27 protein-coding genes are annotated in these 24867 nt (G+C 57.9%); 14 read left to right on the forward strand and 13 right to left on the reverse strand.

Annotated features, from left to right (window positions below; all coding sequences use genetic code 11):
- The 4 genes from FGF66_RS09225 to FGF66_RS09240 form a co-directional block, all read right to left on the reverse strand.
- Positions 1–249: transposase family protein (locus FGF66_RS09225; RefSeq protein ID WP_139457221.1), on the reverse strand; the 249-nt coding region annotated here is incomplete at its 3' end.
- 40 nt (positions 250–289) lie between these two features.
- Positions 290–973: a hypothetical protein gene (locus FGF66_RS09230; RefSeq protein ID WP_139457359.1), complete on the reverse strand. Its 684-nt coding sequence runs from the start codon at positions 971–973 to the stop codon at positions 290–292.
- A 29-nt stretch (positions 974–1002) separates the two neighbouring features.
- Entirely contained in the window at positions 1003–1188 is a 186-nt protein-coding gene (locus FGF66_RS09235; protein WP_139457360.1) for a hypothetical protein, read from the reverse strand.
- A gap of 105 nt (positions 1189–1293) precedes the next feature.
- A complete protein-coding gene (locus FGF66_RS09240) occupies positions 1294–1881 on the reverse strand; it encodes a DUF4136 domain-containing protein (protein ID WP_139457361.1) in 588 nt (195 codons plus the stop codon).
- 138 nt (positions 1882–2019) lie between these two features.
- Here FGF66_RS09240 and FGF66_RS09245 point away from each other — a divergent pair, with 138 nt between their 5' ends.
- The gene (locus FGF66_RS09245) at positions 2020–2310 is read left to right on the forward strand and encodes a hypothetical protein (RefSeq protein WP_139457362.1); all 291 of its coding nucleotides are present in this window, start codon (positions 2020–2022) and stop codon (positions 2308–2310) included.
- A complete protein-coding gene (locus FGF66_RS09250) occupies positions 2307–2732 on the forward strand; it encodes a VanZ family protein (protein WP_170181310.1) in 426 nt (141 codons plus the stop codon). The genes FGF66_RS09245 and FGF66_RS09250 overlap by 4 nt, the downstream gene beginning before the upstream one ends.
- Before the next feature lie 16 nt (positions 2733–2748).
- Here the strand turns inward: FGF66_RS09250 and hisF are convergent, their stop codons facing one another.
- Complete coding sequence (gene hisF, locus FGF66_RS09255) at positions 2749–3504, reverse strand: imidazole glycerol phosphate synthase subunit HisF (RefSeq protein ID WP_139457363.1); 756 nt, start codon at positions 3502–3504, stop codon at positions 2749–2751.
- A gap of 128 nt (positions 3505–3632) precedes the next feature.
- Here hisF and FGF66_RS09260 point away from each other — a divergent pair, with 128 nt between their 5' ends.
- The 8 genes from FGF66_RS09260 to FGF66_RS09295 all read left to right on the forward strand — a co-directional run bounded on the left by FGF66_RS09260 (position 3633) and on the right by FGF66_RS09295 (position 10383).
- Positions 3633–3959: a hypothetical protein gene (locus FGF66_RS09260; RefSeq protein ID WP_139457364.1), complete on the forward strand. Its 327-nt coding sequence runs from the start codon at positions 3633–3635 to the stop codon at positions 3957–3959.
- Between the two features lie 40 nt (positions 3960–3999).
- Complete coding sequence (locus FGF66_RS09265; RefSeq protein WP_139457365.1) at positions 4000–5103, forward strand: NAD(P)/FAD-dependent oxidoreductase; 1104 nt, start codon at positions 4000–4002, stop codon at positions 5101–5103.
- Positions 5104–5109: 6 nt separating this feature from the next.
- Positions 5110–6036 (forward strand): 1,4-dihydroxy-2-naphthoate polyprenyltransferase, encoded by a 927-nt coding sequence (locus tag FGF66_RS09270; RefSeq protein ID WP_139457366.1) that lies wholly within the window; start codon positions 5110–5112, stop codon positions 6034–6036.
- Positions 6033–6908 (forward strand): carbon-nitrogen hydrolase, encoded by an 876-nt coding sequence (locus tag FGF66_RS09275; protein WP_139457367.1) that lies wholly within the window; start codon positions 6033–6035, stop codon positions 6906–6908. Before FGF66_RS09270 ends, FGF66_RS09275 begins: the two co-directional genes overlap by 4 nt.
- 12 nt (positions 6909–6920) lie before the next feature.
- Positions 6921–8162 (forward strand): M48 family metallopeptidase, encoded by a 1242-nt coding sequence (locus tag FGF66_RS09280; RefSeq protein WP_170181311.1) that lies wholly within the window; start codon positions 6921–6923, stop codon positions 8160–8162.
- Between the two features lie 31 nt (positions 8163–8193).
- On the forward strand, positions 8194–9237 hold the full coding sequence (locus FGF66_RS09285) for an agmatine deiminase family protein (protein ID WP_139457369.1): 1044 nt from the start codon (positions 8194–8196) through the stop codon (positions 9235–9237).
- An 86-nt stretch (positions 9238–9323) separates the two neighbouring features.
- On the forward strand, positions 9324–9707 hold the full coding sequence (locus FGF66_RS09290; RefSeq protein ID WP_139457370.1) for an outer membrane protein assembly factor BamE: 384 nt from the start codon (positions 9324–9326) through the stop codon (positions 9705–9707).
- 478 nt (positions 9708–10185) lie between these two features.
- Positions 10186–10383: a CCE_0567 family metalloprotein gene (locus FGF66_RS09295; protein WP_139457371.1), complete on the forward strand. Its 198-nt coding sequence runs from the start codon at positions 10186–10188 to the stop codon at positions 10381–10383.
- Positions 10384–10592: 209 nt separating this feature from the next.
- Here the strand turns inward: FGF66_RS09295 and mdh are convergent, their stop codons facing one another.
- From mdh to FGF66_RS09315, 4 genes are all read right to left on the reverse strand, one after another.
- Positions 10593–11525 carry a malate dehydrogenase gene (gene mdh / locus FGF66_RS09300; RefSeq protein WP_139457372.1) on the reverse strand — a complete coding sequence of 311 codons (933 nt, stop codon included), beginning with the start codon at positions 11523–11525 and terminating at the stop codon, positions 10593–10595.
- Between the two features lie 465 nt (positions 11526–11990).
- Positions 11991–12245, reverse strand: a complete 255-nt coding sequence (gene rpmA / locus FGF66_RS09305) for a 50S ribosomal protein L27 (protein WP_129051818.1) — start codon at positions 12243–12245, stop codon at positions 11991–11993.
- Positions 12246–12281: 36 nt separating this feature from the next.
- Entirely contained in the window at positions 12282–12569 is a 288-nt protein-coding gene (rplU, locus tag FGF66_RS09310) for a 50S ribosomal protein L21 (protein ID WP_139457397.1), read from the reverse strand.
- Positions 12570–12657: 88 nt separating this feature from the next.
- On the reverse strand, positions 12658–13095 hold the full coding sequence (locus FGF66_RS09315; RefSeq protein WP_139457373.1) for a hypothetical protein: 438 nt from the start codon (positions 13093–13095) through the stop codon (positions 12658–12660).
- Between the two features lie 154 nt (positions 13096–13249).
- Between FGF66_RS09315 and mutS the strand changes: the two genes are divergently transcribed.
- On the forward strand, positions 13250–15889 hold the full coding sequence (gene mutS / locus FGF66_RS09320) for a DNA mismatch repair protein MutS (protein WP_139457374.1): 2640 nt from the start codon (positions 13250–13252) through the stop codon (positions 15887–15889).
- A 5-nt stretch (positions 15890–15894) separates the two neighbouring features.
- Positions 15895–17322 (forward strand): B12-binding domain-containing radical SAM protein, encoded by a 1428-nt coding sequence (locus FGF66_RS09325; protein ID WP_170181312.1) that lies wholly within the window; start codon positions 15895–15897, stop codon positions 17320–17322.
- Between the two features lie 89 nt (positions 17323–17411).
- On the opposite strand, the gene FGF66_RS09330 is transcribed toward FGF66_RS09325, so the two are convergent.
- Positions 17412–19166, reverse strand: coding sequence for an ABC transporter ATP-binding protein (locus FGF66_RS09330; protein WP_139457375.1), 1755 nt, complete (start codon positions 19164–19166; stop codon positions 17412–17414).
- A 133-nt stretch (positions 19167–19299) separates the two neighbouring features.
- Here FGF66_RS09330 and FGF66_RS09335 point away from each other — a divergent pair, with 133 nt between their 5' ends.
- Positions 19300–19704: a MerR family transcriptional regulator gene (locus FGF66_RS09335; RefSeq protein WP_139457376.1), complete on the forward strand. Its 405-nt coding sequence runs from the start codon at positions 19300–19302 to the stop codon at positions 19702–19704.
- Positions 19705–19869: 165 nt separating this feature from the next.
- Here the strand turns inward: FGF66_RS09335 and FGF66_RS09340 are convergent, their stop codons facing one another.
- Entirely contained in the window at positions 19870–20970 is a 1101-nt protein-coding gene (locus FGF66_RS09340) for a bacteriochlorophyll a protein (RefSeq protein ID WP_139457377.1), read from the reverse strand.
- A 235-nt stretch (positions 20971–21205) separates the two neighbouring features.
- Between FGF66_RS09340 and lnt the strand changes: the two genes are divergently transcribed.
- On the forward strand, positions 21206–22810 hold the full coding sequence (gene lnt / locus FGF66_RS09345; protein WP_139457378.1) for an apolipoprotein N-acyltransferase: 1605 nt from the start codon (positions 21206–21208) through the stop codon (positions 22808–22810).
- Positions 22811–22913: 103 nt separating this feature from the next.
- Here the strand turns inward: lnt and FGF66_RS09350 are convergent, their stop codons facing one another.
- Together FGF66_RS09350 and FGF66_RS09355 are read right to left on the reverse strand one after the other, a co-directional pair.
- Positions 22914–24038 (reverse strand): sigma-54 interaction domain-containing protein, encoded by a 1125-nt coding sequence (locus tag FGF66_RS09350; RefSeq protein WP_139457379.1) that lies wholly within the window; start codon positions 24036–24038, stop codon positions 22914–22916.
- Between the two features lie 34 nt (positions 24039–24072).
- Positions 24073–24843, reverse strand: a complete 771-nt coding sequence (locus tag FGF66_RS09355; protein WP_246046645.1) for an SPOR domain-containing protein — start codon at positions 24841–24843, stop codon at positions 24073–24075.
- Positions 24844–24867 lie beyond the last annotated feature (24 nt).

Raw genomic sequence — 24867 nt, forward strand, 5'->3', positions numbered from 1 at the left:
TTGACAACGTGGCAAACAGGCCACCAGAATGGTCTCGAACTGCATGGTATCCAGATGACGCCATCGTTGCTCAGTGGTATGGTCATAAAGGCTGCATGATGCACCGCATACCGGACACGCGACCTGCTTGCCGGTACAGACCAGTCTGATCTCGACCCGCTTGCCGCTCATCGACAGATGAACGTTCTCGACCTTCCAGTTTGAGGAAAGACCTAAAAGTTGGTGGTAATGGCTCGTCAGGCTCTGCATGGGAGTATCAAGGTGCGGTTGGGTAAAGCTCAAAATTACTCTATGTTACCTCATACACACCCTTCTTCCCACGATATTCTGCGAAGAGCCCCTTTTTTAAAATTGTTGATGACAGGTTCCTTAGGTTTTCACGTCCCTCTGCATCTAACCGAGCAAAACGTGCTTCTGATTTTGCCTCTGCTGCATTTCGGGCGGCTTGCGCAGCTGCGTAGTTATAAGTTGTACTTGAGTAGCTCCCGTAGCCATATGCACTCTTACCAGTGTTAGAATATGCTGAACCGGAATAGGTGCCATAAGTATGCGAGTAACCTGCATTTGTCGCATTCATAGAATCGGATACACCTTGCAATGCAGCGGCAACAGCAGCCCATGTCTGGCGTTTCTTTTCTTCAGCTACCAACTCATCGTAACTGAAGACTTTAAGCATAGTAAGTTGACCATTTATGTTGGTAGATGCGCTAATATCCTCTGTAGAAAACAGTATATCTTGAGATGTCCCGTTATTTACCGCTACGATGAAGTCACCTCTTTGGCCACTTGTAACAGTTTCAGTTTCAGGCGCAATCGCTACGGTGTTTTGTTTTATTGATAGAAGTGTATTTCGGCCATCTTTGAAGATTGATTTCTGTCCATCGGATGCTATCCCACTCACTTTTCCGTAGGTGGCGCATCCTTGCATTCCTGCGATAAGCATTGCAATTGCTACTCTGGTGATAATTCTCATTAAAGGTCTCCTTTGCTGGCTAACGCTGGTTAAAAGTTTTCCGGAGTTGACACCTGTTTCATGATTTTTTCTTTAAAAGAACTATCTGAAAAAATCAGGGTGGCGTAATTTAGTGTTTTTTTAAAAGAAAAACGTATAGTAAACTTTTTTTGGGGGGGGGCGTTGGCTGCTATTTCTTTGTGTAAAAGTAAGATAGCCGTTGCTGCATTATCCATAATGCAGCGACTTATCCTGTGTGTATGGCTTGTCTGTTTGATGCTAATCGTGTGCGAGAAGGGCAGGTGCGAGACCTGCCCCTACAAGATTGAGGTCGTTACCGTTTACCTTACCACCGGCGGGAATTGGGCCATGATCTTCGTTACCACTTCGTCGATGTCGCGCTGCATCTGCATGGAGGTGTCGTAGTTTTTCAGGATGCCACGCGCCACGCCGCTCCAGGCGATTTCGTCGCTTTTGGCGTCGATGATGTCGATGATGAGTGTGCCCTCTTCATAGTAGCTGATCGCCGGGTACGGATACGGGTCGTACCAGATGGTCGTGTAGCCACGTCGTCCCCAGCGGTGGTAGTAGCCGTTGCTGTAGGCGAATCCTACCGGCTGCGTAACAACCACCCGCTCCCGCACTCGTGCATGAGGCGACACGGTGAAATCGACCGGGCCGGAGGCTTTCAGCACGAAGCCTTTTGCGGCGAGTTCCCGATCCACCGCCGATTTGATATGCTTGTAAATGAAGGGGTTACGGGCGAGAATGTCGTCGTCGATGCCGGCGCTGCCCTCGCTCGACCAGCGGTAGGTTTTGTAGCGCTCGAAGGGAATGGAGCGGTCGTAGTCGCTGACGACCCGGTAATTTGAGCAGCCCGCAAGCGTCAGAAGAGCAATCATCGGGAAAATCCAGAATCGTGTTCGCATGGTGACACCTCGTCTGTTCATCGATTAGCTGAATGGTTTTGTCTCTCTGCAATTTCGCTGAGGTCAACGGGTCAAAAAAACTGTAACGCGCCTTTGACCGGAAAAACTCCGCAAGAGGAATAAAGAGACGACCTGCCAATGAGCTGGTTTTCCGGTTTCATCGGCAAATGCATGCGCGAGGATTCCGAAAGTGGCTTGGCTTCAAACCGTATGAATTTTTTGTTGTATTTTATTGTATACATTGCATTTGACCATGATACGGTCAAGCAGGCCGAAGGTTCGAGGTTGAGAGCGAAGCTGCCGAAATCCGGTACGCTATTGGCGGCTTCGATCATGGAATTGCTGCGTCAGAGCGAGTGGCGTAGTATTGCCGGTCAATTCGATGGCGAGCCATGCGGCATGAACCCTAAACCGGTACGAAAGCGTTGAATCACTACAGAATGCCCCTAACGCCATATCAAAGAAAAATGAGGCGTTATGCGCGATTGTCAATCACATACATAGCCAGAATTTCGCTCATTTTTGCGATCTGCTTTATTCTTTACGAAGCGGCCATCCCGCACCCGATTCCACCGCCGAGGATGGATTTTGGAGACAAGGTACTTCACGCGGCGGCTTTTTTTACGTTGACCATGCTGACGGAGCTGTCGTTTCCATCACTGAAGCTCCTGCTGTGGAAAGTGATTTTCCTGCTGGCTTTCGGGTTTTTCATCGAGTGGATTCAGTCTCTGCTTCCGTGGCGGAGCGCCGCGGCGTCGGATTTTCTTGCCGACGCTATCGGTATCGCGGCATTTATGGTACCGATGCTCCTGACGCGCCTCGTTATCCGGCTTTACAAAGGGAGAGGCTGAATCCTCGCCCGGAGAGTCAGAGCCTGACCGGAATGCCCCGTTCGCGCAGGTATTCCTTGGCTTCGCGGATGGAGTGCTGGCGGAAGTGGAAGATCGAGGCCGCAAGCGCCGCGTCGGCGTGGCCGTCCGTGAATCCTTTGTAGAGATGTTCGAGGTTGCCTGCGCCGCCGGAGGCGATGACCGGGATGTGCACGGTGGTCGAGATCATTTTGAGGATTTCGTTGTCGTAGCCCTCCTGGGTGCCGTCGCGATCCATGCTGGTCAGCAAAATCTCGCCCGCGCCAAGCTCCTGCACCTTGTGCGCCCATTCGATCGCTTCGTATTCGGTCGGCTTTTTGCCGGAGTGGGTGTGCACGACGTAGCGCCCATCGACCTTTTTTACGTCAACCGCCACCACGACAGCCTGCGAGCCGAACCGTTCGGCGATGCGCGAAATCAGCTCCGGCTCGCTGACCGCCGCCGTGTTGACCGACACCTTGTCCGCGCCGTGCAGAAAAGCGTCCCGCGCCCGTTCGACCGAGCTGATGCCGCCGCCGACCGTGAGCGGAATGAACACCTCGCCTGAAACTTTCAGCACCTCTTCGAGAGTTGTCCTTCTCGATTCCAGCGACGCGGAGATGTCGAGAAAGACCAGCTCGTCGGCCATTTCGCCGTTGTAGAAGCGGGCCTGTTCGAGAATCGAGCCGGCGTCGCGGAGACCTTCGAAATTGATGCCTTTGACCACCCGTCCGTCGCGGACGTCAAGGCAGGGTATGATACGTTTGGCTAACATCGCGTGGTGCTGTTTGTTGGCCGGACTCCGGCCCGGCGCATCAGAAAACTTTGAATCTGCCGCAATATATTAAAGTCTTCTTATATTGAGCCGCATTCAAAGCAGCCAACAGAAAAAGAGAAACTGTCATGAAATTTCCTGTTTGCGATTTCGCCGAATCCGAAGAGGGCTTCTACTCCCAGTGCGCAAGCTGTCCCATCGAGCCAAACAAGGCAGGATGCGCCCTCGATGCGCTGGATGACGGCAACTATATGTTTACCGGCGCGACTCCGCATGGCGGCGTCAAGGCGGTCTTTTACTTCAGGAACGACGCGGGCGACCAGGTGGCCAAGCAAGAGGCCGTGCATGTCGAAATCCATGAGTTCGACGAACAGGATCTGCTCGTCGCCATTCTGTATGGCATGGTCGATCCCGAGGGCATGATCTATCTGAAAAAGTCAGAAAACGGCAATTGACGCTTCGCTGCCGGGCAAACCCCATCAAGGCATTCATACGATGTTCGATATTCACCATCCAGCGACCGATCACCACGATATGAGAGATCTCACCATCATCGGCGGCGGTCCCACAGGTATCTTCGCGGCGTTCCAGTGCGGTATGAACAATATCAGTTGCCGCATCGTCGAGAGCATGTCGCAGCTTGGCGGCCAGCTTGCGGCGCTCTATCCGGAGAAGCACATCTACGACGTGGCGGGCTTTCCTGAAGTTCCGGCCATCGATCTGGTCGAGAGCCTCTGGAAGCAGGCGGAGCGCTACAATCCCGATGTGGTGCTCGGCGAGACCGTCACGAAATACACCAAACTCGACGACGGTACCTTCGAGACCCGCACCGCCGCGGGCAACGTCTATCGTTCGCGCGCCCTGCTCATCGCGGCGGGCCTCGGCGCGTTCGAGCCGCGCAAGCTGCCGCAGCTCGGCAACATCGATCACCTCGTCGGCAGCTCGGTCCATTACGCGGTCAAGTCGGTTGATGATTTCAGGGACAAGCGCGTGGTGATTGTCGGCGGCGGCGATTCGGCGCTCGACTGGACGGTCGGGTTGATGAAGACCGCCGCGTCGGTGACGCTGGTGCATCGCGGCCACGAGTTCCAGGGGCACGGCAAGACGGCGCATGAGGTGGAACAGGCGAGGGAGGCCGGAACGATTGACGTGCATCTCGAAACCGAGGTGAGGTGCATCGAGGAGTCGAACGGCGAGCTCTGCCGCCTGGATCTTCGCTCCAGCGCCGGCGAGGTGACAAGTCTCGAAGTTGACCGGCTGCTGATTCTGATCGGCTTCAAGTCCAACCTCGGCCCGCTGGCCGGGTGGGACCTTAAACTGTGCGACAACGCGCTCGTGGTCGATACCCACATGAAAACCTCGGTGGACGGCCTTTATGCGGCTGGCGACATCGCCCACTACTCCGGCAAGCTCAAGATCATTCAGACCGGCCTGAGCGAGGCGACGATGGCCGTGCGCCACAGCCTCTCCTACATCAAGCCGGGCGAGAAAATCCGCAACGTCTTCAGCAGCGTCAAGATGGCTAAAGAGAAGAAGGCCGCCGAGGCGAACAATGCGGCGGAGGGGGCGAGCAAAGCGTCAGAGAACAAGGCAGAGTAAAGAGTTATGTCCGTTTCCACTTCGACCCGACCATCGGCGTTCCAGGCGTGGATGCTTGCCATCCGCCCGAAAACCCTACCGGCAGGCGCGATGCCGGTCGTCGTCGGCTCGGCGCTCGCCTTCGCCAACGGCGTCTTCAAGCCGCTTCCGGCGCTGGTCGCGCTCATCTGCGCGCTCGGCATCCAGATCGCAACCAACTTCATCAACGAGATTTACGACTTCCGCAAGGGGGCTGACACCGCCGAGCGGCTCGGGCCGACGCGCACCGTGGCGGCGGGCATCATCAGCGAGCAGACGATGACGCGGGTCTCGATCGGCCTCGGTGTTTCGGTCTTTGCGCTCGGCATGTACCTCGTCGCCATCGGCGGCTGGCCGATTCTGCTGATCGGAGTCCTCTCGCTGCTCTTCGCCTGGGCCTACACCGGCGGGCCGTTTCCGATCGCTTACTCAGGGCTTGGCGACGTCTTCGTCTTCATCTTCTTCGGCCTCGTGGCGGTTGGCGGCACTTACTATGTGCAGGCGCTCACGCTGCCGATGCCGGTGCTCGTGGCCGCCGCCGCGCCCGGCGCGTTCTCGGTCTGCATCCTGCTCGTCAACAACATCCGCGACATCGCCACCGACCGCAAAGTCGGCAAGATGACGCTTCCGGCCCGCATTGGCGCTCCGGCGGCTCGCGCGCTCTACGTCGCGCTGACGGTGCTCGCCTACGCCGTGCCGTTCTGGCTCGTCGTCCGCGCCGGGTATTCGCCGTGGTGCCTGATGAGCTTCGTGAGTATTCCGCTCGCCGTCGGCCAGATTCGTACGCTCTACGCATCCGAAGGGCGGGCGCTGAACGCGGTGCTGGCGGGAACCGGCAAGGTGCTGACTGTTCACGGCGTCCTCTTTTCCGCCGGGCTTGTTATTGCCAACATTATCTCGATTGTCCGTCCATGAACACCGATCAGGTTCGCATAGCGCTCGTCCAGATGAGCTGCGTTGAAAACCCGCAGGAGAATCTCCAGAAAGCGCAGGAGCGCATCCGCGAGGCCGCCGAGGGCGGGGCGAACATCGTCTGCCTGCAAGAGCTGTTCAGTACGCTCTACTTCTGCCAGACCGAGGCGTACGAGCCGTTCGGGTACGCCGAGCCGATTCCTGGCCCATCGACCGCCGCGTTGCAGGAGCTGGCCGCCGAGCTTGGCGTGGTGATCGTGGCCTCGCTCTTCGAGATTCGCGCCAAGGGGGTGCACCACAATACGGCGGCTGTGATCGACGCCGACGGCAGCTACCTCGGCAAGTACCGCAAAATGCACATTCCCGACGATCCCGGCTTCTACGAGAAGTTCTACTTCATACCCGGCGACCTCGGCTACAAAGTGTTCAACACGAAGTTCGGCGCGATTGGCGTCCTCATTTGCTGGGATCAGTGGTATCCCGAAGCGGCGCGACTCACGGCGTTGCGCGGAGCCGACATTCTCTTCTATCCCACGGCCATCGGCTGGGCGACCTCCGAGACTTCGGAGACGGTTCGCGCCAGCCAGCGGCAGGCGTGGAAGACCTCGCATCTCGGTCACGCCGTGGCCAACGGCGTCTTTGTCGCCGCCGCCAACCGCGCGGGCACCGAGGGCGAGCTGGAGTTCTGGGGCAACAGCTTCGTCTCCGACCCCTTCGGCCAGGTGGTCGCCGAGGCTGCGCACAACAACGAGGAGATTCTGTTTGCTGACTGCGACCTCTCGAAGATCGCCTTCTACCGCTCGCACTGGCCCTTCATGCGTGACCGGCGGATCGATTCGTATGGCGACATCACGCGGCGCTGGATCGACGAATAAACCGGGATGACGATGAATCTGTACGGAACCATCATTCTCGCCACGCTCGCGGGCACTTTTCTCATCAAGGTGGTGGCCGACTTGTTGAATCTCCGCGCCGCCTCGCCGGAGCTTCCGGAGGCGTTTCGCGACGTTTACGATCCGGCGGATTACCGCCGCTCGCAGGAGTACCTCCGCGCCAATACGAAATTCTCGCTCATCAGCTCGACCTTCGATCTCGCCCTGCTGCTCGTTTTCTGGTTCGCCGGAGGCTTCAACGCGCTCGACCAGCTCATCCGCGCCTGGGGCTTCGATCCGGTCATCAACGGCGTGTTTTACGTCGGTGCGCTGCTCTTGCTTCAGGGCTTTGTCGGCCTGCCGTTCAGTGTTTACCACACCTTTGTGCTCGAAGAGAAGTTCGGTTTCAACCAGACCACGCCGAAGGTGTTCGCCGCCGATCTCGTTAAAACTGTGCTGCTTGCCGCCGTCATCGGCGCACCCGTGCTGGCGGCGATCCTCTGGTTTTTCCAGAGCGCTGGGGCGCTTGGCTGGCTTTGGGCGTGGGGCGGTGTGACGGGTTTCAGCCTGCTGCTGCAATATGTCGCGCCGACCTGGATCATGCCGATGTTCAACAAGTTCGAGCCACTCGAAGATGGCGAGCTGCGCAAGTCCATCATGGATTACGCCGCCGAGGTGCGCTTTCCGCTCACCGGGATTTACGTCATGGACGGCTCGAAGCGCTCGGCGAAGGGCAACGCCTTCTTCACCGGTTTCGGCAAAAACAAGCGCATTGCGCTCTTCGACACGCTCATCAAGAACCACTCGACTGGCGAGCTGGTCGCGGTGCTCGCTCACGAGATCGGCCACTTCAAGAAGAAGCACATCCTCATGTCGATGGTGCTGAGCATGCTCAATCTCGGCATGGTGTTTTACCTGCTTTCGCTCTTCATGAACAACAGGATGCTCTTCGACGCCTTCGCCATGCAGCAGACCTCGGTCTATGCGAGCCTGCTCTTCTTCATGCTGCTCTACAATCCGGTGGAGTTCATCCTTTCGATCCTGATGCAGATGCTCTCGCGGCGCAACGAATTCGAGGCCGACAACTACGCCGTCACGACCTACCGGAATGGCGCATTGCTTGCCGACGCGCTCAAGAAGCTTTCGCGGCAGAACCTCTCAAACCTGACGCCGCACCCGTTCAACGTGTTCCTGAACTACTCCCATCCGCCGGTGTTGCAGCGCGTCGAAAGGATCGAAGCGGCCGCCCGGCACTGAACCTCCAACCCTTTCCAGTCACAACGCACCGATGAGCGAACCGACCTACTTCATGCCGCCCGAGTGGGCGCACCATACCTCGACCTGGCTCTCCTGGCCGCACAAACTCGAATCGTGGCCCGGCAAGTTCGAGCCGGTTCCGGCAGTCTTCGCCGAACTCGCTTATCAGCTCAGCCGCTCGGAGACGGTGAACATCAACGTGCTCGACGACGCGATGGAGTCTCAAGCTCGTGCGTTGCTCAAGGAACGCGATCCCGAGGGTAAATACGCCGACCGCATCGTTTTCCACCGGATTCCGACCAACGACGCCTGGTGCCGCGACCACGGTCCGAACTACGTCATCCGTACGCGGGATGGTCAGCGTGAAAAGGTCATCATGAACTGGGAGTACAACGCCTGGGGCGGCAAGTACGAGCCGTACGACGACGACAACGCCGTGCCGGAGCGCGTGGCGAAAATTCAGGGTCTCCCGATGATTTCGACCGGCATGGTGCTCGAAGGGGGCGCGATCGACGTGAACGGCGCGGGCCTCTTGCTCACCACCACTGCCTGCCTGCTCAATCCCAACCGCAACCCATCGCTGAGCAAAGAGGACATCGAAGCGCAGCTCAAGTGCTATCTCGGAATCGAAAAAGTGCTCTGGCTCGGCGACGGCATCGCGGGCGACGACACCGACGGCCACGTCGATGACATGGCCCGCTTCGTCAGCGAGAACACCGTGGTGATCACCGTCGAGGAGGATCCCGAAGACGAGAACTACCAGATCCTTCAGGAGAACTACGAACTCCTCAAAACCATGACCGGCCTCGACGAAAAGCCGCTCAACGTCGTGAAGCTCCCAATGCCCGAGCCGGTGTATTATGACGGCGAACGCCTGCCCGCCAGCTACGCCAACTTCTACATCGCCAACACCGTAGTCCTCATCCCCACCTACCGCTGTTCGAGAGACCAGCAAGCCATCGACATCCTGCAGCAATGCTTTCCAGGCCGCGAAGTCATCGGCATCGACTGCAGCGACCTCATCTGGGGCCTCGGCGCCATTCACTGCGTAACGCACGAAGAGCCGGAAGAATGAGGTGTTTTCGTTGGAATCGCTACCGGGATCGGATGACTCCGCTTGTCTTTCTCAATATTCTGTGCATAATCCAATAAGTGGAAAAGATGAAAAGCAATCTTTTAAAAATTACGCTCAGTATCATCATCCTTATAGCTCCGAAATTAGCTTTGTCAGAAACGATATCAGAGGCAAGGATTGTCGAGCTTGAGCACACCGTTCAAAACTTGCAGCACCGGGTTGCTTCGTTGGAAGCCTGTTTCCCTAAAGCCGATGATGGAGAGTGGAATATTCCGATCAAGCCAGGAAACTCCCAAGATTTAAAGAATTGGCGGCAGTTGCGAAGGGGGATGTCTGAGAATGAGGTAGAGCGATTATTGGGTAGCCCTGCAAAAATTATGGCCTTTAGCTCGTTTTCGGAATGGTACTTTCGAGGTGGAACAGTCAATTTTAACGGCTCAGGAAAGGTCGATGGATGGCACGAGCCATGATGTATGGTATGAGTATCTGCTCTGATAAGAAGAACGAAAAAAAGCGACCATTACTGGTCGCTTTTTTGTTGCTCTATCGCCACGCACTCAACGGATGCCAATCCTTTGCCTTCCCCCCGATAATCGATTCGAGCACTTTATTCCGATTCCATATCGTTTCTGCACTGACCATCGCGGTCATGCCAGAAACAAGGCACTAAAGTGACCTTGTTAAAAGGTGCTTTGATTTGAAAATGGAATTACAGCCCTCATTGACGATTTTGGCTGACTCCCGCAAGAGGTTGAGACTGTTTTGAACGTTTTTCGGTCAAGTCTGGTTTATTTGCTTGATATTTCGTGATATGAGTATGTTTGTTTAAATAAATAAGAGCGATAGCCTTTCGTTCCTTTGTCGCTTTATGGCAGGCATGAGGCGAATCGCATCGAAGTTCACAACACAGCGTAGTATTTATCTAAAGTAACTTCAAGAAGTAAAACCATGTCAGAAGAGGCCAAAGACCTGAAAAAAGAGCTTGCCAAGCGTAAACGGATGGCAATCGATATCGCATCGGAGATTCATGATATTGTCGAAGATACGCTCTGGGTAGATTACGAGAAGATGCCCGGGCTTGCCGAAAAGCTTTTGGCCGCCGTGCAGGAGGCTAACCGGTTCAAGGCAGACAACGGCCTCCAATGAAATCTCCGCGCCGGGCGTGTTCCGGGATGGCCGGCAAGGACGGCAAGGGCGCGATCCTCCACATATAGAAGCAGCGCGGTCTCCGGTGCCATCGAGAACCGGTAAATCTGTAAAACGCCAAGAGGCTGCTCCGGTTTCGCTTCCGGAACAGCCTCTTTTCATTTCGTGCATTTGACCGCAGAACGCGGGACTGGTCGTTTGGCTTGGCGTCAGGTGAAAGGCGCTTCGAGCATTTTGCAGTTTTCATCGACAATCAGCGCCGACTTCTGCAACAGGTCGAGATCGGCCTGGTCGAGCTTGATTTCGTAAACCTGTTCGACGCCGTTCTTGCCGAGCTTGACCGGGACGCCGACGAAGGTTTTGTCGATGCCGTACTCGCCGCCGAGGCTCACGGCGCAGGTCAGTACGCGCTTGCGATCCAGCACGATCGACTCGACCATCTCGACCACCGACGCCGCAGGAGCGTAGAAGGCTGAACCCTGCTTGAGGTAGTTGACGATCTCCGCGCCGCCGTTGCGGGTGCGCTCGACCAGTTCGGCGATCCTTTCGGCGGGAATGAGGTCGGCAACCGGAATGCCCGCCACCGTGGTGTACTTGACCACCGGCACCATCGCGTCGCCGTGGCCGCCGAGCACACAGGCGGTGACATCCTGCATCGAAACGCCAAGCTCCATCGAGATGAACGAGCGAAAGCGCGCCGAGTCGAGCACACCAGCCATGCCGATGACCCGTTCTTTCGGTAGTCCGCTCTGCTTCCAGGCGACGAAGGTCATGATATCGAGCGGATTGGAAACCACCACGATGATCGGATTCTTGGAGTGCTCCATGATCCGGCGGGTCACTTCGCGGACGATGCCCGCATTCATCATGAGCAAATCCTCGCGGCTCATGCCAGGCTTTCTCGGCAGACCCGCCGTGATGACGACGATGTCGGAATTCGCGGTGTCGGCATAGTCGTTCGAGCCGGTCACCTTCGTGTCGAACAGGCCGACCGGGCCGCTTTCGTACATGTCAAGCGCTTTTCCCTGAGGTATGCCTTCGACGACATCGAGCAACACGAGCTCTCTTGCAAGCTGTTTTTCTGCAAGACGGAAAGCCGTGGTTGCCCCAACGTTGCCTGCGCCAATAACGGTGATTTTCATAATGCACTTACGGGTTTTGGTTTCTGTTGGAATGATGTCCTTGCCTCGTAGCCGCATCGGACATGTTTAGATTCAGCGAAACCGCTGAAAAATCAGGGAGTCTCGACCATCCCGCACTGTTTGAACGAGCCGATGCCTGGAGTGGTCTGTAAACTCATCGAGACGGATTTGCGATGAAATCCGCGTTGTATGCTCACGAAACTGAATTCAATACGAGTGGCAAAAGCTGCCGGGAACTCGCACTATGAACCCCCGACGCTTCCGGATCGAAGCAGAAGCGGCAGGAGAAACGCTGAAGTCTGTAGCCCGGGCAGGGGAGTGAGTTACACCGTTAGCCCGAAGGTTATGCGCGTTTCAATCGACGATGGTAAAGCGGTGCTCTCTGGAGAGCGCAAAAAAAGCAAGCCGTTCTTGATGGGATCCGGCTTGCTTTCAATATAAGCGTAATGCATCTCCGTCCAAAGATCAGGAGGGGATGATATCGACCTGTTTTTTGTTGTTGCGGCCGTTCCTGAAGTGAACGGTGCCATCGACAAGGGCGAAAATGGTGTGATCCCTGCCGAGACCAGCGTTGTCGCCCGGCTTGATGGCCGTGCCGCGCTGACGGAGAATGATGGTGCCAGCGTTGACCGTGGAACCGCCTGCGGCTTTCACACCGAGGTATTTCGGATTGCTGTCGCGGCCGTTTTTGGTCGATCCGCCGCCTTTTTTATGTGCCATGAGACTAAAAAATTTGTGTTATCAATTTCTGTTCAATCAGAGCGACAGCACTTCGACCTGGGTCATGTACTGGCGGTGTCCGTTTCTTTTCTGAAAGCGTTTGCGGCGTTTCTTCCTGAAGACGATGATGGTCTCGTCCCGGACGTGGTCAAGAACCTTGACCGTCGCAGTGCCTGCTTTCAGGGCCGAATCCGCCTGATTGACCTGCATGAGAGTCTTCACTTCGATAACGTCGCCTGCGGCGGCCTTTTGCCTGGGGACAAAAATTTTGTCGCCCGCTTTTACCAGATACTGTTTGTCGGAAATCTCGATCAGGGCCTGCATCATTAGTAATAGTTTGGTGATAAAGAGCAAGAATATACAAGAAAGAAACCGTTTTTCAAATCATAGCAAACTTCTTTCGCGGAGAAGTTCAGCGCAGAAAAAAAGTCACCAGCAGCACGATGGCGAACATGCTGAGCGAAATGGCGAAGAGCCGGTACCAGGCGCGGTATTTCGCCGTGTCGCAGGGGTAGCTGATGGGCTGGATCGCCTTGACGATATAGCCCATCGTGAAGGCGATCTGGAGGATCATCAGGCCGATCTTGGCGAAGACCCACGGCGTCCAGCCCTCGTAAAAGTGCGCGAGGAGCAGGCCGGAGAGCAGTACCGAGATGACCGCCACGTCGGCCACCTTCGTTTCGAGCTTGATGAATCGGCGAAGCAGGAGCGAGTGCTCCTCTGCCTGCTTCTTCTCGCCGGTGAGGCCTGCTTCGAGCGTTTTCAGCAGAAAGAGGGTCGCCAGGATCGTGCCGAACCAGGCGGCGAATCCGGTGATATGCACGAGCCGCAGGAGAGCGTGAAAATCCATGAGAGAACGATGGTTGATGATTGTGATGCCGATGCCAAGATATTGCGCCGTATTCAGCTTTTCAAGCTTCCGTGAAAGCTTGTTTTTTTTGCGTGACTGCTTTAGTTTGACTGTCCACGAAATCCGGCGGTAACAGACAATATCACGAAGAAATATGGCCAAAGAGGCGCAGGCCCGAAAACAGGAGGCGACACCGATGATGCGCCAGTATCTCGATGTCAAGGAGCGTTATCCCGGCTACCTGCTGCTCTTCCGCGTGGGCGATTTCTACGAAACCTTTTTTGACGACGCCGTCACGGTCTCCTCGGCGCTGAACATCGTGCTGACGCGCCGCTCGAACGGCAGCTCCGCCGAAATTCCGCTCGCCGGATTTCCGCATCACGCCAGCGAGGGGTACATCGCCAAACTCGTGATGAAGGGGTTCAAGGTGGCGGTGTGCGACCAGGTCGAAGACCCGGCGACGGCCAAGGGGATCGTCCGCCGCGAGATCACCGACATCGTCACGCCGGGCATCACCTACAGCGACAAGATTCTCGACGACCGCCACAACAACTACCTTTGCGCGGTCGCGCCGGTGAAGCGCGGGCGCGAGCACCTGGCGGGCGTGGCGTTCGTGGACGTGACCACCGCCGAGTTCCGCATGACCGAACTGCCGCTCGGTGAGCTGAAGGATTTCCTCCAGTCGCTGCGCCCGTCGGAAATCCTGATCTCTTCGCGCGACAAGGAGCTTCGGGAATCTCTCGCCAAAAACCTCTTCACCGGCGCGCTCTTCACGGTGCTCGACGAGTGGATGTTCACCGATGAGCAGGCGGCGCGGGTGCTCGAAAACCACTTCAAGACTCACTCGCTGAAAGGCTTCGGCATCGAAGGGTACGAAGCCGGACGGATCGCCGCCGGAGCCATCCTTCAGTACCTCGAAGAGGCGAAGCAGGGGAGTCTGAAGTATCTCGTGCGGATCGGCCTCGTCGAGAGCGGCGAGAGCATGACGCTCGACATCCAGACGCGGCGGAACCTTGAAATCATTTCGTCGATGCAGGATGGTACGCTCAACGGAAGCCTGCTTGAAGTGCTCGACCGGACGAAGAACCCTATGGGCGCGCGCCTGCTCCGGCGCTGGCTGTTGCATCCGCTCCGGAAGCTGGAGCCGGTGGTGCGGCGGCACGATGCGGTCGAGGAGCTGCTCGACGCGCCGGAGCTGCGCGAAGAGGCTCGGCGGGCGCTCGGCGGCATCATCGACCTGGAGCGGGCGCTGGCGCGAATCGCCACCTCGCGGGCGATGCCGAGGGAGGTGCGCCAGCTCGGCTCGTCGCTGGCGTTGGTTCCACAGCTTCGCTCGATGCTCGACGGATGCCAGTCGCTCCGGTTGCGCGAGCTGGCCCTCCGGGTCGATGCGCTGCCGGAGCTGGCCGACACCATCGAGAGTGCGCTCGATCCCGAAGCAAGTGGGACGTTGCGCGACGGCGGCTACATCCGCGCCGGGTATCACGAGGAGCTTGACGAACTGTGTGCGATCTCGTCGGGCGCGCGTGACCGCTTGCTCGAAATCCAGCAGGAGGAGCGCAGACGGACGTCGATTTCGACCCTGAAGGTGCAGTATAATAAGGTGTTCGGCTACTACATCGAGGTGAGCCGCGCCAATAGCGACAAGGTGCCGGAGTACTACGAAAAGAAGCAGACGCTGGTCAACGCCGAGCGCTACACGATTCCGGCGTTGAAGGAGTACGAGGAGAAAATACTGACCGCCGAACAGAAGAGCCAGTTGCTCGAACACCGGCTGTTTCAGGAGCTGTGCGCCGCGATTGCCGCAGAGGCGGCCTCGATCCAGACGACCGCCGCCGCGCTTGCCGAACTCGACTGCCTCGCCAGCTTCGCGAGCTGCGCCGACGAGTATCAATACTGCCGTCCGGCGATGAACGAAGGGACGGAACTCGTGATCACGGCGGGCCGCCATCCGGTGCTGGAGCGCATCCTCGGCGCGGACGAGCCGTACATCTCGAACGACTGCCGGGTCGGCGCGAGCCAGCAACTGCTCATCATCACCGGCCCGAACATGGCGGGAAAAAGCTCGTACCTCCGGCAGGCGGGCCTCGTCGTGTTGCTCGCGCAGGTGGGAAGCTTCGTGCCTGCCGAGAGCGCCGAGATCGGCCTCGTTGACCGGATTTTCACCCGCGTCGGCGCGTCGGACAACCTCACCTCCGGCGAGAGCACCTTTTTGGTGGAGATGAACGAGGCGGCCAGCATTCTCAACAACGCCACCGACCGCAGCCTGCTGTTGCTCGACGAGATCGGGCGCGGCACCAGCACCTTCGACGGCATGTCCATCGCCTGGTCGATGTGCGAGTTCATCCACGACCAGCTCCGCGCCCGAACGCTTTTCGCGACGCACTACCACGAGCTGGCCGAGCTGGAGAGTCGCTTCGACCGGATTGTCAACTTCAACGCCACGGTGGTCGAGACCGCCGACACGGTGATTTTTCTGCGCAAGATCGTTCGCGGCGCGTCGGACAACAGCTATGGCATTGAGGTGGCCAAAATGGCCGGAATGCCGCCGGAGGTGATCGAGCGGGCGCGGGAGATTCTGGCCGGAATGGAGAGGCGCGAGGTCGAGGTTCCGGTGCAGCGCGAGGCTTCGCCGCTCCGGGTCGAGTCGCGCCAGATTTCGCTCTTCGAGGAGGAGGAGAGCCGCCTGCGCAAGGCGCTTTCGGGCATCGACATCAACCGTCTCACGCCGCTCGATGCGCTCATGGAGCTGAAGCGGCTTCAGGAGATCGCGCTCGGCAAAGGAGCGAACTGAATCCCATGAGCACGGAACATCGTCCTCTCTCGGTTCTCCTCGTCTTCGTCCAGGCATCGAGTGGTGTGGACGGCGCGGCCTCGCTCGAAGGTACGCCAAAATCCGGCTTCTCGCTTCTGAAGGATCGCGCCATGAGCGCGGTCATCAAGCGGGCGCAGTTCGCCATTCCGCCGCTCTCGCTCATGATTCTCAGCTCCGTCGAAGCGCCCGGCGTCCGGCAGGAGATCTGCGACCTGCGCTTCGAGAAGCTGCCGCTCGACCAGCCGTGGGATCTGGTCGGCATCAGTGTGCAGACCGGCGCGGTGCGCCCGGCGGTCGAGATCGCCTCGCTCTTCCGCGAGCGGGGCGTTCCGGTGGTGCTCGGCGGGCCGTACGTCTCGATCTTTCCGGAACGCTGCCGCGAGTATGGCGACACGCTGGTGATCGGCGAAGCCGACGAGCTTTGGCGCGAGGTGCTCGAAGATTTGCGGCGCGGCGCGCTCAAGCCGGAGTACCGGCAGGGCGTGTTTCCCGACCTCTCAGCGCCGCGACCGGTCAGCAAATCCGCGCTTGACATCCGCCGCTATTTCACGACCAACGTCGTGCAGACCACGCGAGGCTGCCCCTACAGTTGCGACTTCTGCAACGTGCACGTCATGAACGGCCACAAGCTGCGCCACCGTCCGGTCGCCGAGGTGGTGCGCGAGGTGGAGGCGTTTCTGCGCGAGGACAAGCGAATCTTCTTCTTCCTCGACGACACGGTCAACGCCGACGAGGCCTACGCTTCGGAGCTGTTCTCGAAGCTCATTCCGTTCAACATCAAATGGGTCGGGCAGGCCACCACGCTGCTTGGCGAGAATCCGAAGCTGCTCGACATCTTCGCCCGGTCGGGCTGCGGAGCGCTGCTCGTGGGCATCGAAAGCCTCGCCGACGAGAGCAACCGGGCGCACCACAAGTTCCACAACCCCGCCGAGCGGCAGGTGCGCTGCATTCAGGAGATTCGCAAGGCGGGCATCTGCGTCTATGGCAGCTTCATCTACGGCCTCGACGGTGACACGCTCGACATGCCGGAGCGGATCGACGCCTTCATCGACGAAGCGGGCGTTGACGTGCCCGGCATCAACCTGTTGCGCCCGATTCCCGGTACCGGCGTCTTCACGCGCCTCGCCGAAGAGGGGCGGCTCCTGCACCCGAGCGAAGACCACGACGCCTTTCGCTTTTCGTGGGGCCAGGAGATGCTCTACTATCCGAAGCAGATGAGCCTCGACGAATTCATTCCAAGCTACACCGAACTCACCTCGAAGGTCTTCACCCCGCGCCGCGCCATCGAGCGAGCCATGCGCGCCCCCACGCTCCGCTCCGCAGTGCTGATGTTCAACATGCTCTACGTGCACATGTACGGTCTTTCAAGAAAAGACTTGCGGCGGCAATTAGCGGCGCTGGCGGGAACCTGAGCAGTGTGGACGTTGTGGACGAAGTGGACTCAGTGGACGAAGACTGAAGAACGATTCTTCGCGGGTTTTGTCCACCAAGTCCACCCTTTTCAGCTCAGAGCGCTGATCTCCTCTTCGAGCATTTGCTGCATGTAGAGGTCGGCGTAGTAGCGGCCGTTTTCGAGCAGCTCTTCGTGGGTGCCGCTTTCGGCGATGGCGCCGTCGTGCAGCACGATGATGCGGTCGCAGTTCCTGACCGTCGAAATGCGGTGGCTGATGAGCACGATGGTTGTGTCGGGCAGCTTTTGGAGCAGGCCGTCGAAGATGCTCGCCTCGGTGGCGGTATCGACCGCCGAGAGCGCGTCGTCGAGCACGAGGATCGACGGTTGCCACCGGAGTGCGCGTGCGATGCAGGCTCGCTGCTTCTGGCCGCCCGAAAGGTTGATGCCCTTTTCGCCGAGCATGGTGTCGAAGCCGTCCGGAAAATCCTCCACGTCGTCGTGCAGCATGGCGATGCGGCTCGCTTCGATCACATCGATGCCGTCGCCGTTGCTGCCGAAATCGATGTTGTTGCGGATGGTGTCCGAAAAGAGGAAGTTTGACTGCGGCACGAAGCCGATGGTGCGCCGGATCGCGCCGAGCGACAGGGTTTTGATGTCGCGCCTCGCAATCGTGATGCGCCCGCTCGTCGGGTCGTACAGGCGCGGAATCAGGTTGACCAGCGTCGATTTTCCGGAGCCGGTCGCGCCGACGATGGCCAGCTTCGTGCCCGGCTCGACGGTAAACGAGATGTCGCGAAGCACTTCGCGGTCGGGCTGCGAGGGATAGGCGAAGCCGACATGCTCGAACGTCAGCTCGCCCTTGAGCGGCCTCTTCGTCTCGGTCGCCTGCCCGGAGGCCGGTTCGACGATCTCCGGCTTCGTGTCGAAAATCTCGTCCAGCCTGCCCTGCGCAGCCGCCGCTTTCTGGATGATGTTGGTCACCCAGCCGATCGAAATGATCGGCCAGCTCAGCATTGTCACGTAGATGACGAACTGCGCGATGTTGCCGATGCTCATCGTGCCCTTCATCACGCCGAGGCCGCCCGCCCAGATGACCGGAATCAGCGAGAGCGCCGTCATCGCGGTCAGCACCGCCATGAATCCCGCCTGGATTCTGCCGAGCCGCAGGTTCTTGTCGTAATATTCCCGGTTCAGCGCCTCGAACCGGCTGGTCTCCCACTCCTCGCGGTTGTAGTTCCTGACGACCCGGATGCCGGAGATGTTTTCCTGCACGAGGTTGGTGATGGAGGCGTAATTTTCCTGGATTTTTTTCGACTGATGCTGAAGCGACACCCCGGTTTTGTACACCGACCAACTGAGGAATGGCGCGGGAAGCAGCGCGAAGAGCGTGAGCAGCGGAGAGATCGAGAGCATCGCGACGATCGCGAAGAGCAGCCGGAAGAGCGTGTTGATCGAGTACATGATGCCCGGGCCGAGAAAGTCGCGGATGGCGTTCAGGTCGTTGGTGCCTCTCGAAATCAGCTCGCCCGATCCGATGCTGTCGTAAAACGAGGTGGAGAGGGTTTGCAGGTGCGAGTAGTAGTCGTTCTTCAGGTCGAACTCGATGTGCCGGGAGGTGACGATGATGAGCTGGCGCACGAGATAGAGCAGGATGCCGCTGAGGGCAGCGAAGAGAATGTAGAGTCCGGTCTTGTGCAGAATCTCGCGCATCTCGAACGGTTTGCCCATCAGGTCGATCGCCTCGCCGAGAAAACGGGGCGCGGCGACCGCGAAAAAGTTGGTGGCGACGACGCAAACGATGCCTGCGGCAAGCGACTTCCGGTAGCGGAAAAGATATGGGCGCAGGGCCAGCAGATTTTTCATCCGTTCTTTTTTGATGTGACGCAGTTAATGTATAATAAGTGGAGAGAAAACAAAATGGCGCTGCTATAAACTTGTTGTTTCGGCTTGTCATGGCTGCACACAACGCTTTTTTGCGCCAAAACAGAGTTCAGTCATGGCCTTTGAATCCAGCAAAAGTTACTATTCGATAGGCGAGGTGAGCCGGATTTCCGGTATCCCCGCCTACCTGCTCCGGTACTGGGAGGACTATTTCAGCGAGCTTGTTCCGGCCAGGGACACGCGCGGGAACCGGCGTTACACCAATCGCGATATAGCGATGGTGCTCAACATCAAGGAGCTGGTTTACGAGAAAGGGTACAAGCTGAACAAGGCGAGCCAGATGGTCAAAGGCGGCAAGGTCGATAGTGAGGGCGCTGATCACAAAACCAACGAGATTCTGAAGCTTCAGAATCAACTCTCGCGAGAGCAGAAGCAGTACGAGATCACCAGCGAGCGCCGGAGAATGCTGCTGCTTGAAATCAAGGATGAGATCGAGGAGATTCTTGAGCTGATGGGGTGATTGCTTCTGGCATCTGTGCCCAGCGCAGGATCAGCCTGAGCCAAATTTAAATCGAAATCGAGTCTGGATAAGCCTCTGGCTGGTGATGCCCTTCTGCTTCACGAAAAAAAAGAGACCGGCGCGAAGGCCGGTCTCTTTTTTGCATTCGAAACGATTGTTTTTCGCTTACTGGGCGTACAGAACTTCAAACTGTCCGACGCCGCCTTTGCAGACGTGTTCAACCCAACGGGCATAAGCACCACCGCTCCAGCGGTACTCTTCGAGATTCTGCGAACGGTACTGAGGCGCGGCATAACGAACCTTGTAGCCCTTCGGCAGGACAACCTTGAGCTGGGCGTCAACATTGAAGTTGTTGAACTTGCCGACCATGCCGTGGTGAACCAGCGGGATGAGCGGGTGATTGAGGATTCTGCGGAGACCGCCGCCTGCATCGACCGATACGCCAGGGAACTCGCCGTCAACCTTGACTTCGATACCCTGTGAGTCAGAGCGGAATCCTGCTTCGACCTGTGCCGGCCTGTTGAGCTTGTCGGACGGGAAGAGTTCTGCCCAGCGGGAGATGGAATCGACCATGCCGGACCCGCCGTGCGAGAAGCGCCAGCGCGAAACGCCGACCGGGCCCTTCGGGCCGCTCTCGGTGTTCAGACCGTTGACCTCGATTCTCGAAATCCTCTGGCCGCCTTCGTTCAGAGCGGTGAAAGCGGGGCCGATGAACCAGAAGTCGCGGATCCAGTCGTTGAACGTGCCCGTGCTGCCAATCGCTCTCACGGTGCCTTCCCAGGTGTCGATGAGGTCGTTGTTGTCGAGTGGAACTTTCATGAGGATGTCGTGGAACTGACGGCCCTGCATGTAGATCGGGTTGGGCACGTTGCGGCGGACAGCGTCGGAACGGTAGTAGAACATGTTCACGACGGAGCCTTCGAAAGAGAAGGAGTGGCTGAAGTCGCCAACCGATACCATGCCTTCACCGACGGAGATCCTTCTCTCCTTGGTTTCGTTGGCGATGTCGGCCTCGATGGTGAGCTTGTTCTTGGTACTGTCGACAATCGACTCGAATACGGCGGAGATGCGAACGAAACCTTTTGCCGGATCGAGCGGTTTTACATTCAGCTTGACATTGCAGTCTGCGGGAAGCAGGGGGCTGGCCGGAGGTACATTTACCTTAGCCCGGGCCTTCACCTTTCCCCAAGAGCTGGAACCGCCTTCAAGTACGATTTCATAATCGGAGTGAGCGGTGGTCACGTCGTTTGAGCCGAAAAGAGCCATAGTGATTCTCCTTTTTCTGGTGGCGTTTAAAATGGTATTTTCAGGAAAAACATGGGTTGCTTCCTGTTAAATAACAGCTTGAAACAAATTTAAAGAATAAATATTAATAAGTAAAGTAAAATATGTCTCTTCCCGGCTTTCGGCGATCTTCGTTGCGTTTCCCTGTGGCCTCTTTTTCAGTGTTCCGGGAAACCATTTTTCTCCCTTTTTTTCGTCCAGTAACGCTTTGCAAGTCGTGAGCATCGTCGGCAGGGGCGCTGGGCTTCGTCCGCTATCCGGAACTTTTTTTCTTCCACTCCTGAGCGGTCTGCTTCTCGGTATCTCATTTCCAACCTGGCCATCCGTTCATCTCGAACCTCTGGCGTGGATAGCGCTGGCGCCGTTATTGCTTTCTCTTGAACACGAAGAGCGCTTTGGCCCATTTTTCAGAAAGAGCTGGATGGCGATGCTTCTGTTCTGCCTCATTACCCTCTGGTGGGTGTCTCTTGCGACACTGGTTGGCGGCATTCTCACTGTTTTTATCCAGTCTTTTTTTTCAACCGTTCCGTTTCTGGCGTTCTACTACTTCAGGAAAAAGGCCGGGTTTCGTTTTGCCCTGCTCGCCTTGCCGTTCGTCTGGACGGGGTGGGAGTGGGCCTACATGCAGCAGGACCTTTCGCTTGGGTGGCTGACCTTCGGCAATTCGCAGGCCAATCTGCTCTGGATGGTGCAGTATGCCGATGTGACCGGGGTGTGGGGGATCAGTTTCTGGCTCGTGACGTTCAATGTGCTTGCGCTGCTGCTTGTCAGGGGAGGGGAGTCGTTTGCGGTGAAAGCGGGCATTGCGATGGTTATTACGCTCATGATTGTTGTTCCACTGCTGTATGCGCGCCAGATTTTTCGGAATACGTCGCTGAATGCTACTTCACCCGAAGTACGGGTGGCGCTGGTTCAGCCCAATATCGATCCACACGAAAAATGGACAGGATTAGGCCCGGCGCAGACCTTGTCGCGATTGTACAGTCTTACCGGACAGGCGGTGGGCGAGGAGCGCCCGGAGCTGATTATCTGGCCGGAAACCGCCATTCCGTTCTCCATTCGCCTGCCGGAAAACAAGCCCTACATGGATTCGGTCAACAGCATGGTCGAACGCTGGAACACGCCGCTTCTTACCGGCTTTCCCGATGAGGAGCTGGTCATGCCGCACTCCGCGAGCAACGAGGCCGTGGCCGCTTCCGGTGGCGAGTACGCCGCCTACAACGCATCGATGCTGCTTCAGCCAACTGTGCGTATGGTACAGATTTACCGCAAGATGCGGCTCGTACCGTTCGGCGAGCGGGTTCCCTATATGGAATATTTTCCGTGGCTGGAGCGGCTCAATTTTTCGATGTCGGGCATATCGAGCTGGCAGAAGGGGCGGGAGGCGACCGTCATGCACTTCACGAGTCGCGACGGCCATCCGGTGAGCATGGCAAATATCATCTGTTATGAATCGATCTTTCCCGGCCAGGTTTCGCAGTTCGTCAGAAACGGCGCACAGTTCCTGACGCTCGTCACCAACGACGGCTGGTACGGTACATCGTATGGCCCGTGGCAGCACGCGGCCATCGGACGGCTGCGCTGCATCGAAAACCGCCGGGCGATGGCCCGCTGCGCCAACACCGGCGTCACGCTCTTCTACGACACCTGCGGGCGAAGCTACGCCGAAACTCCGTGGTGGCAGCAGTCGGTGCTGATCGCCGCCGCCCCGCTTGAAAACCGCATTACGTTTTACACCGCCCACGCCGACCTTGTGCCGCAGGTGTGCCTGGGGATTTCAGGCCTGCTGGCGCTGGCGGCGGTGGCGAGAAAGCGGCGGTAGGCTTGGTGCTTTGTGGACGTTGTGGACTGAATGGACGGCGCGGGGCTTTTTTTCTTATTCTTGTCCACAAAGTTCCATTGCGTCCACTTCGTCCATGCTCTTTCTACAGCCCGTACACCTTGATTTTGCGGTAGAGCGTTCGCTCGTTGATGCCGAGGGTCTGGGCGGTTTTGCGTTTGTTGCCGTCGAATTTCGCGAGCGCGTCGGCGATGGCGCGCTTTTCCAGCTCTTCGAGCGGCATCGGGGCCTCTTCTTTTGCGGGTGCCGAGGCCGCTACGGGCGGTTGCGGCGGAAAAGCGGGAAGGAGAAGCGGTGACGCATGTTGGCGGTAGGGGAGCACCTGCTGGAGCATCTGGCGGATTTCGCTGATCTCCTGCCGGAGCTGGATGAGGCTGCTGTAGATCAGGTTCAGCTCGTTTTTGTCCGACTTGCCGGGTTCGTGCACCAGCCCCTTGTGGCGGCTGCGCTGCACCAGATGCTTTTCGAGAATGTCGGGCGTGATCTTTTTGCCCCGTTCGAGAATGAGCAGCGATTCGATAAGATTGCGCAATTCGCGCACGTTGCCCGGCCACGGATAGCGCAGCATCAGCTCGCCCGACTCCTGACTGAATCCCTCGAAGGCGATGGCGTGCTTGCGCTCGAACTCGCGCACGAAGTGCTCGGTCAGCATCAGAATGTCGCTTCCTCGTTCTCGGAGCGGCGGAATTTGCAGCTCCACGCTCCGGAGCCGGTAGTAGAGATCCTCCCTGAAGTGCTTTTCGGCGACCTCCTGGGTGAGATGGCGGTTGGTGGCGGCGATGATCCGGGCGTCGGCGGAGATCGTCTCCGAAGCGCCAACGCGCTGGAACTGTCCTGTTTCGATGATGCGCAGGAGCTTGACCTGCGTTTCGAGCGGCATCTCGCCGATTTCGTCGAGGAAAATCGTGCCCTTGTCGGCGCTTTCGAAGTACCCCTTTCTTGCCTGTACCGCGCCGGTGAACGCCCCCTTTTCGTGTCCGAACAGCTCCGATTCGAGAATGCCCGACGGAATCGCGCCGCAGTTGACCGGGATCAGGCTTTTGCCCGCCCGGCGGCTGTGGTCGTGGATGAAGCGGGCCAGCACCTCCTTGCCGGAACCGGTTTCGCCGGTGATGAGCACCGTCACGTCCGTGGCCGCGACCTTGATGGCCAGCTCCCGGAGCTGGAGCATTCCCGCCGAGCGGCCAATGATGTCAAGCTCTTGGCTCATGATCGGGCGCTGTCATCATCAATAGCGAGAATGGTCATGGCAACTGCGGCACCACGATTGATTCGATCGGGAACGTGCGGGCGAAAGCCTCCGCCTCCTGCTCCGTCGCGAAGGTGCGTTGCAACCGAACCTTGTAAACGCCGTTGATCTGCCTTACCCTTGCCGGGGCGCGGGATTTGAGCTGAGCGGCCATCTGGTCGGCATTGGTGACGCTGTCGAAGCTTCCGAACTGAAGCGTGAAGCCGCCTGTCGCTGTCGAGCTTTGAACCTGGGCCGGAGGCTTGGGCAGCGCCATGACAGTAGCGTCACTTTTTTTCACGGGCTTGGCCGGAGCGGGCGGCGGAGAGATGCGTTTCAGCGAAGAGTCGGGTTTGACGGCAGACTGGGTTGGCGGCGAAGGCTGGTATGATGTTGTGGCCAGCGAGGGTCTCGGGCCAGTCGAGGCTTTGGCCTGCATGACCGGCAGGCCGGGAATTATCGTGATCGCCTGCTCGTAAGCCGCAATCCTGGAACGACTTATCGTGTCAATCTGTGGATCGGGATAGTCTGCAAGCTGCTTCCGGTACAGCTTCGCTGCTTTCGGCCCATCTTCGGTCAGGAGCGCATCGACGAGAACTTTCTCGGATGGCTTTCTGATTTGCGGGCGGATATTTTCCAGCAAATAAACCTTATCTTCCCTCACGTATTGCGCGATCTCGGAAGCGTAGGAAATTTCGTCCGCCACGGCAGCCTGTTGAAGGATCGGAACGCCGAAGCTGGTCATGACGCAAACAAGGATGAACAGACGTACACGCATCGTGAGCATGGATAGGTAAGAGATTCGTTGCAA

Origin of the sequence: Chlorobaculum thiosulfatiphilum (assembly GCF_006265165.1) — a bacterium.
GTDB lineage: Bacteria > Bacteroidota > Chlorobiia > Chlorobiales > Chlorobiaceae > Chlorobaculum > Chlorobaculum thiosulfatiphilum.

Bases quoted from the DNA above. Each gene is read 5' to 3' on its own strand.
- FGF66_RS09290 (WP_139457370.1), top strand. From the start codon at position 9,324: ATGAAAAGCAATCTTTTAAAAATTACGCTCAGTATCATCATCCTTATA.
- mutS (WP_139457374.1), top strand. From the start codon at position 13,250: ATGGCCAAAGAGGCGCAGGCCCGAAAACAGGAGGCGACACCGATGATG.
- FGF66_RS09315 (WP_139457373.1), bottom strand. From the start codon at position 13,095: ATGGATTTTCACGCTCTCCTGCGGCTCGTGCATATCACCGGATTCGCC.
- FGF66_RS09275 (WP_139457367.1), top strand. From the start codon at position 6,033: ATGAACACCGATCAGGTTCGCATAGCGCTCGTCCAGATGAGCTGCGTT.
- FGF66_RS09330 (WP_139457375.1), bottom strand. From the start codon at position 19,166: ATGAAAAATCTGCTGGCCCTGCGCCCATATCTTTTCCGCTACCGGAAG.
- FGF66_RS09265 (WP_139457365.1), top strand. From the start codon at position 4,000: ATGTTCGATATTCACCATCCAGCGACCGATCACCACGATATGAGAGAT.
- rplU (WP_139457397.1), bottom strand. From the start codon at position 12,569: ATGCAGGCCCTGATCGAGATTTCCGACAAACAGTATCTGGTAAAAGCG.
- FGF66_RS09285 (WP_139457369.1), top strand. From the start codon at position 8,194: ATGAGCGAACCGACCTACTTCATGCCGCCCGAGTGGGCGCACCATACC.
- FGF66_RS09325 (WP_170181312.1), top strand. From the start codon at position 15,895: ATGAGCACGGAACATCGTCCTCTCTCGGTTCTCCTCGTCTTCGTCCAG.
- mdh (WP_139457372.1), bottom strand. From the start codon at position 11,525: ATGAAAATCACCGTTATTGGCGCAGGCAACGTTGGGGCAACCACGGCT.
- FGF66_RS09295 (WP_139457371.1), top strand. From the start codon at position 10,186: ATGTCAGAAGAGGCCAAAGACCTGAAAAAAGAGCTTGCCAAGCGTAAA.
- FGF66_RS09240 (WP_139457361.1), bottom strand. From the start codon at position 1,881: ATGCGAACACGATTCTGGATTTTCCCGATGATTGCTCTTCTGACGCTT.
- FGF66_RS09340 (WP_139457377.1), bottom strand. From the start codon at position 20,970: ATGGCTCTTTTCGGCTCAAACGACGTGACCACCGCTCACTCCGATTAT.
- FGF66_RS09245 (WP_139457362.1), top strand. From the start codon at position 2,020: ATGAGCTGGTTTTCCGGTTTCATCGGCAAATGCATGCGCGAGGATTCC.
- FGF66_RS09280 (WP_170181311.1), top strand. From the start codon at position 6,921: ATGAATCTGTACGGAACCATCATTCTCGCCACGCTCGCGGGCACTTTT.
- FGF66_RS09230 (WP_139457359.1), bottom strand. From the start codon at position 973: ATGAGAATTATCACCAGAGTAGCAATTGCAATGCTTATCGCAGGAATG.
- FGF66_RS09355 (WP_246046645.1), bottom strand. From the start codon at position 24,843: ATGCTCACGATGCGTGTACGTCTGTTCATCCTTGTTTGCGTCATGACC.
- FGF66_RS09270 (WP_139457366.1), top strand. From the start codon at position 5,110: ATGTCCGTTTCCACTTCGACCCGACCATCGGCGTTCCAGGCGTGGATG.
- FGF66_RS09260 (WP_139457364.1), top strand. From the start codon at position 3,633: ATGAAATTTCCTGTTTGCGATTTCGCCGAATCCGAAGAGGGCTTCTAC.
- hisF (WP_139457363.1), bottom strand. From the start codon at position 3,504: ATGTTAGCCAAACGTATCATACCCTGCCTTGACGTCCGCGACGGACGG.
- FGF66_RS09235 (WP_139457360.1), bottom strand. From the start codon at position 1,188: ATGGATAATGCAGCAACGGCTATCTTACTTTTACACAAAGAAATAGCA.
- FGF66_RS09350 (WP_139457379.1), bottom strand. From the start codon at position 24,038: ATGAGCCAAGAGCTTGACATCATTGGCCGCTCGGCGGGAATGCTCCAG.
- rpmA (WP_129051818.1), bottom strand. From the start codon at position 12,245: ATGGCACATAAAAAAGGCGGCGGATCGACCAAAAACGGCCGCGACAGC.
- FGF66_RS09335 (WP_139457376.1), top strand. From the start codon at position 19,300: ATGGCCTTTGAATCCAGCAAAAGTTACTATTCGATAGGCGAGGTGAGC.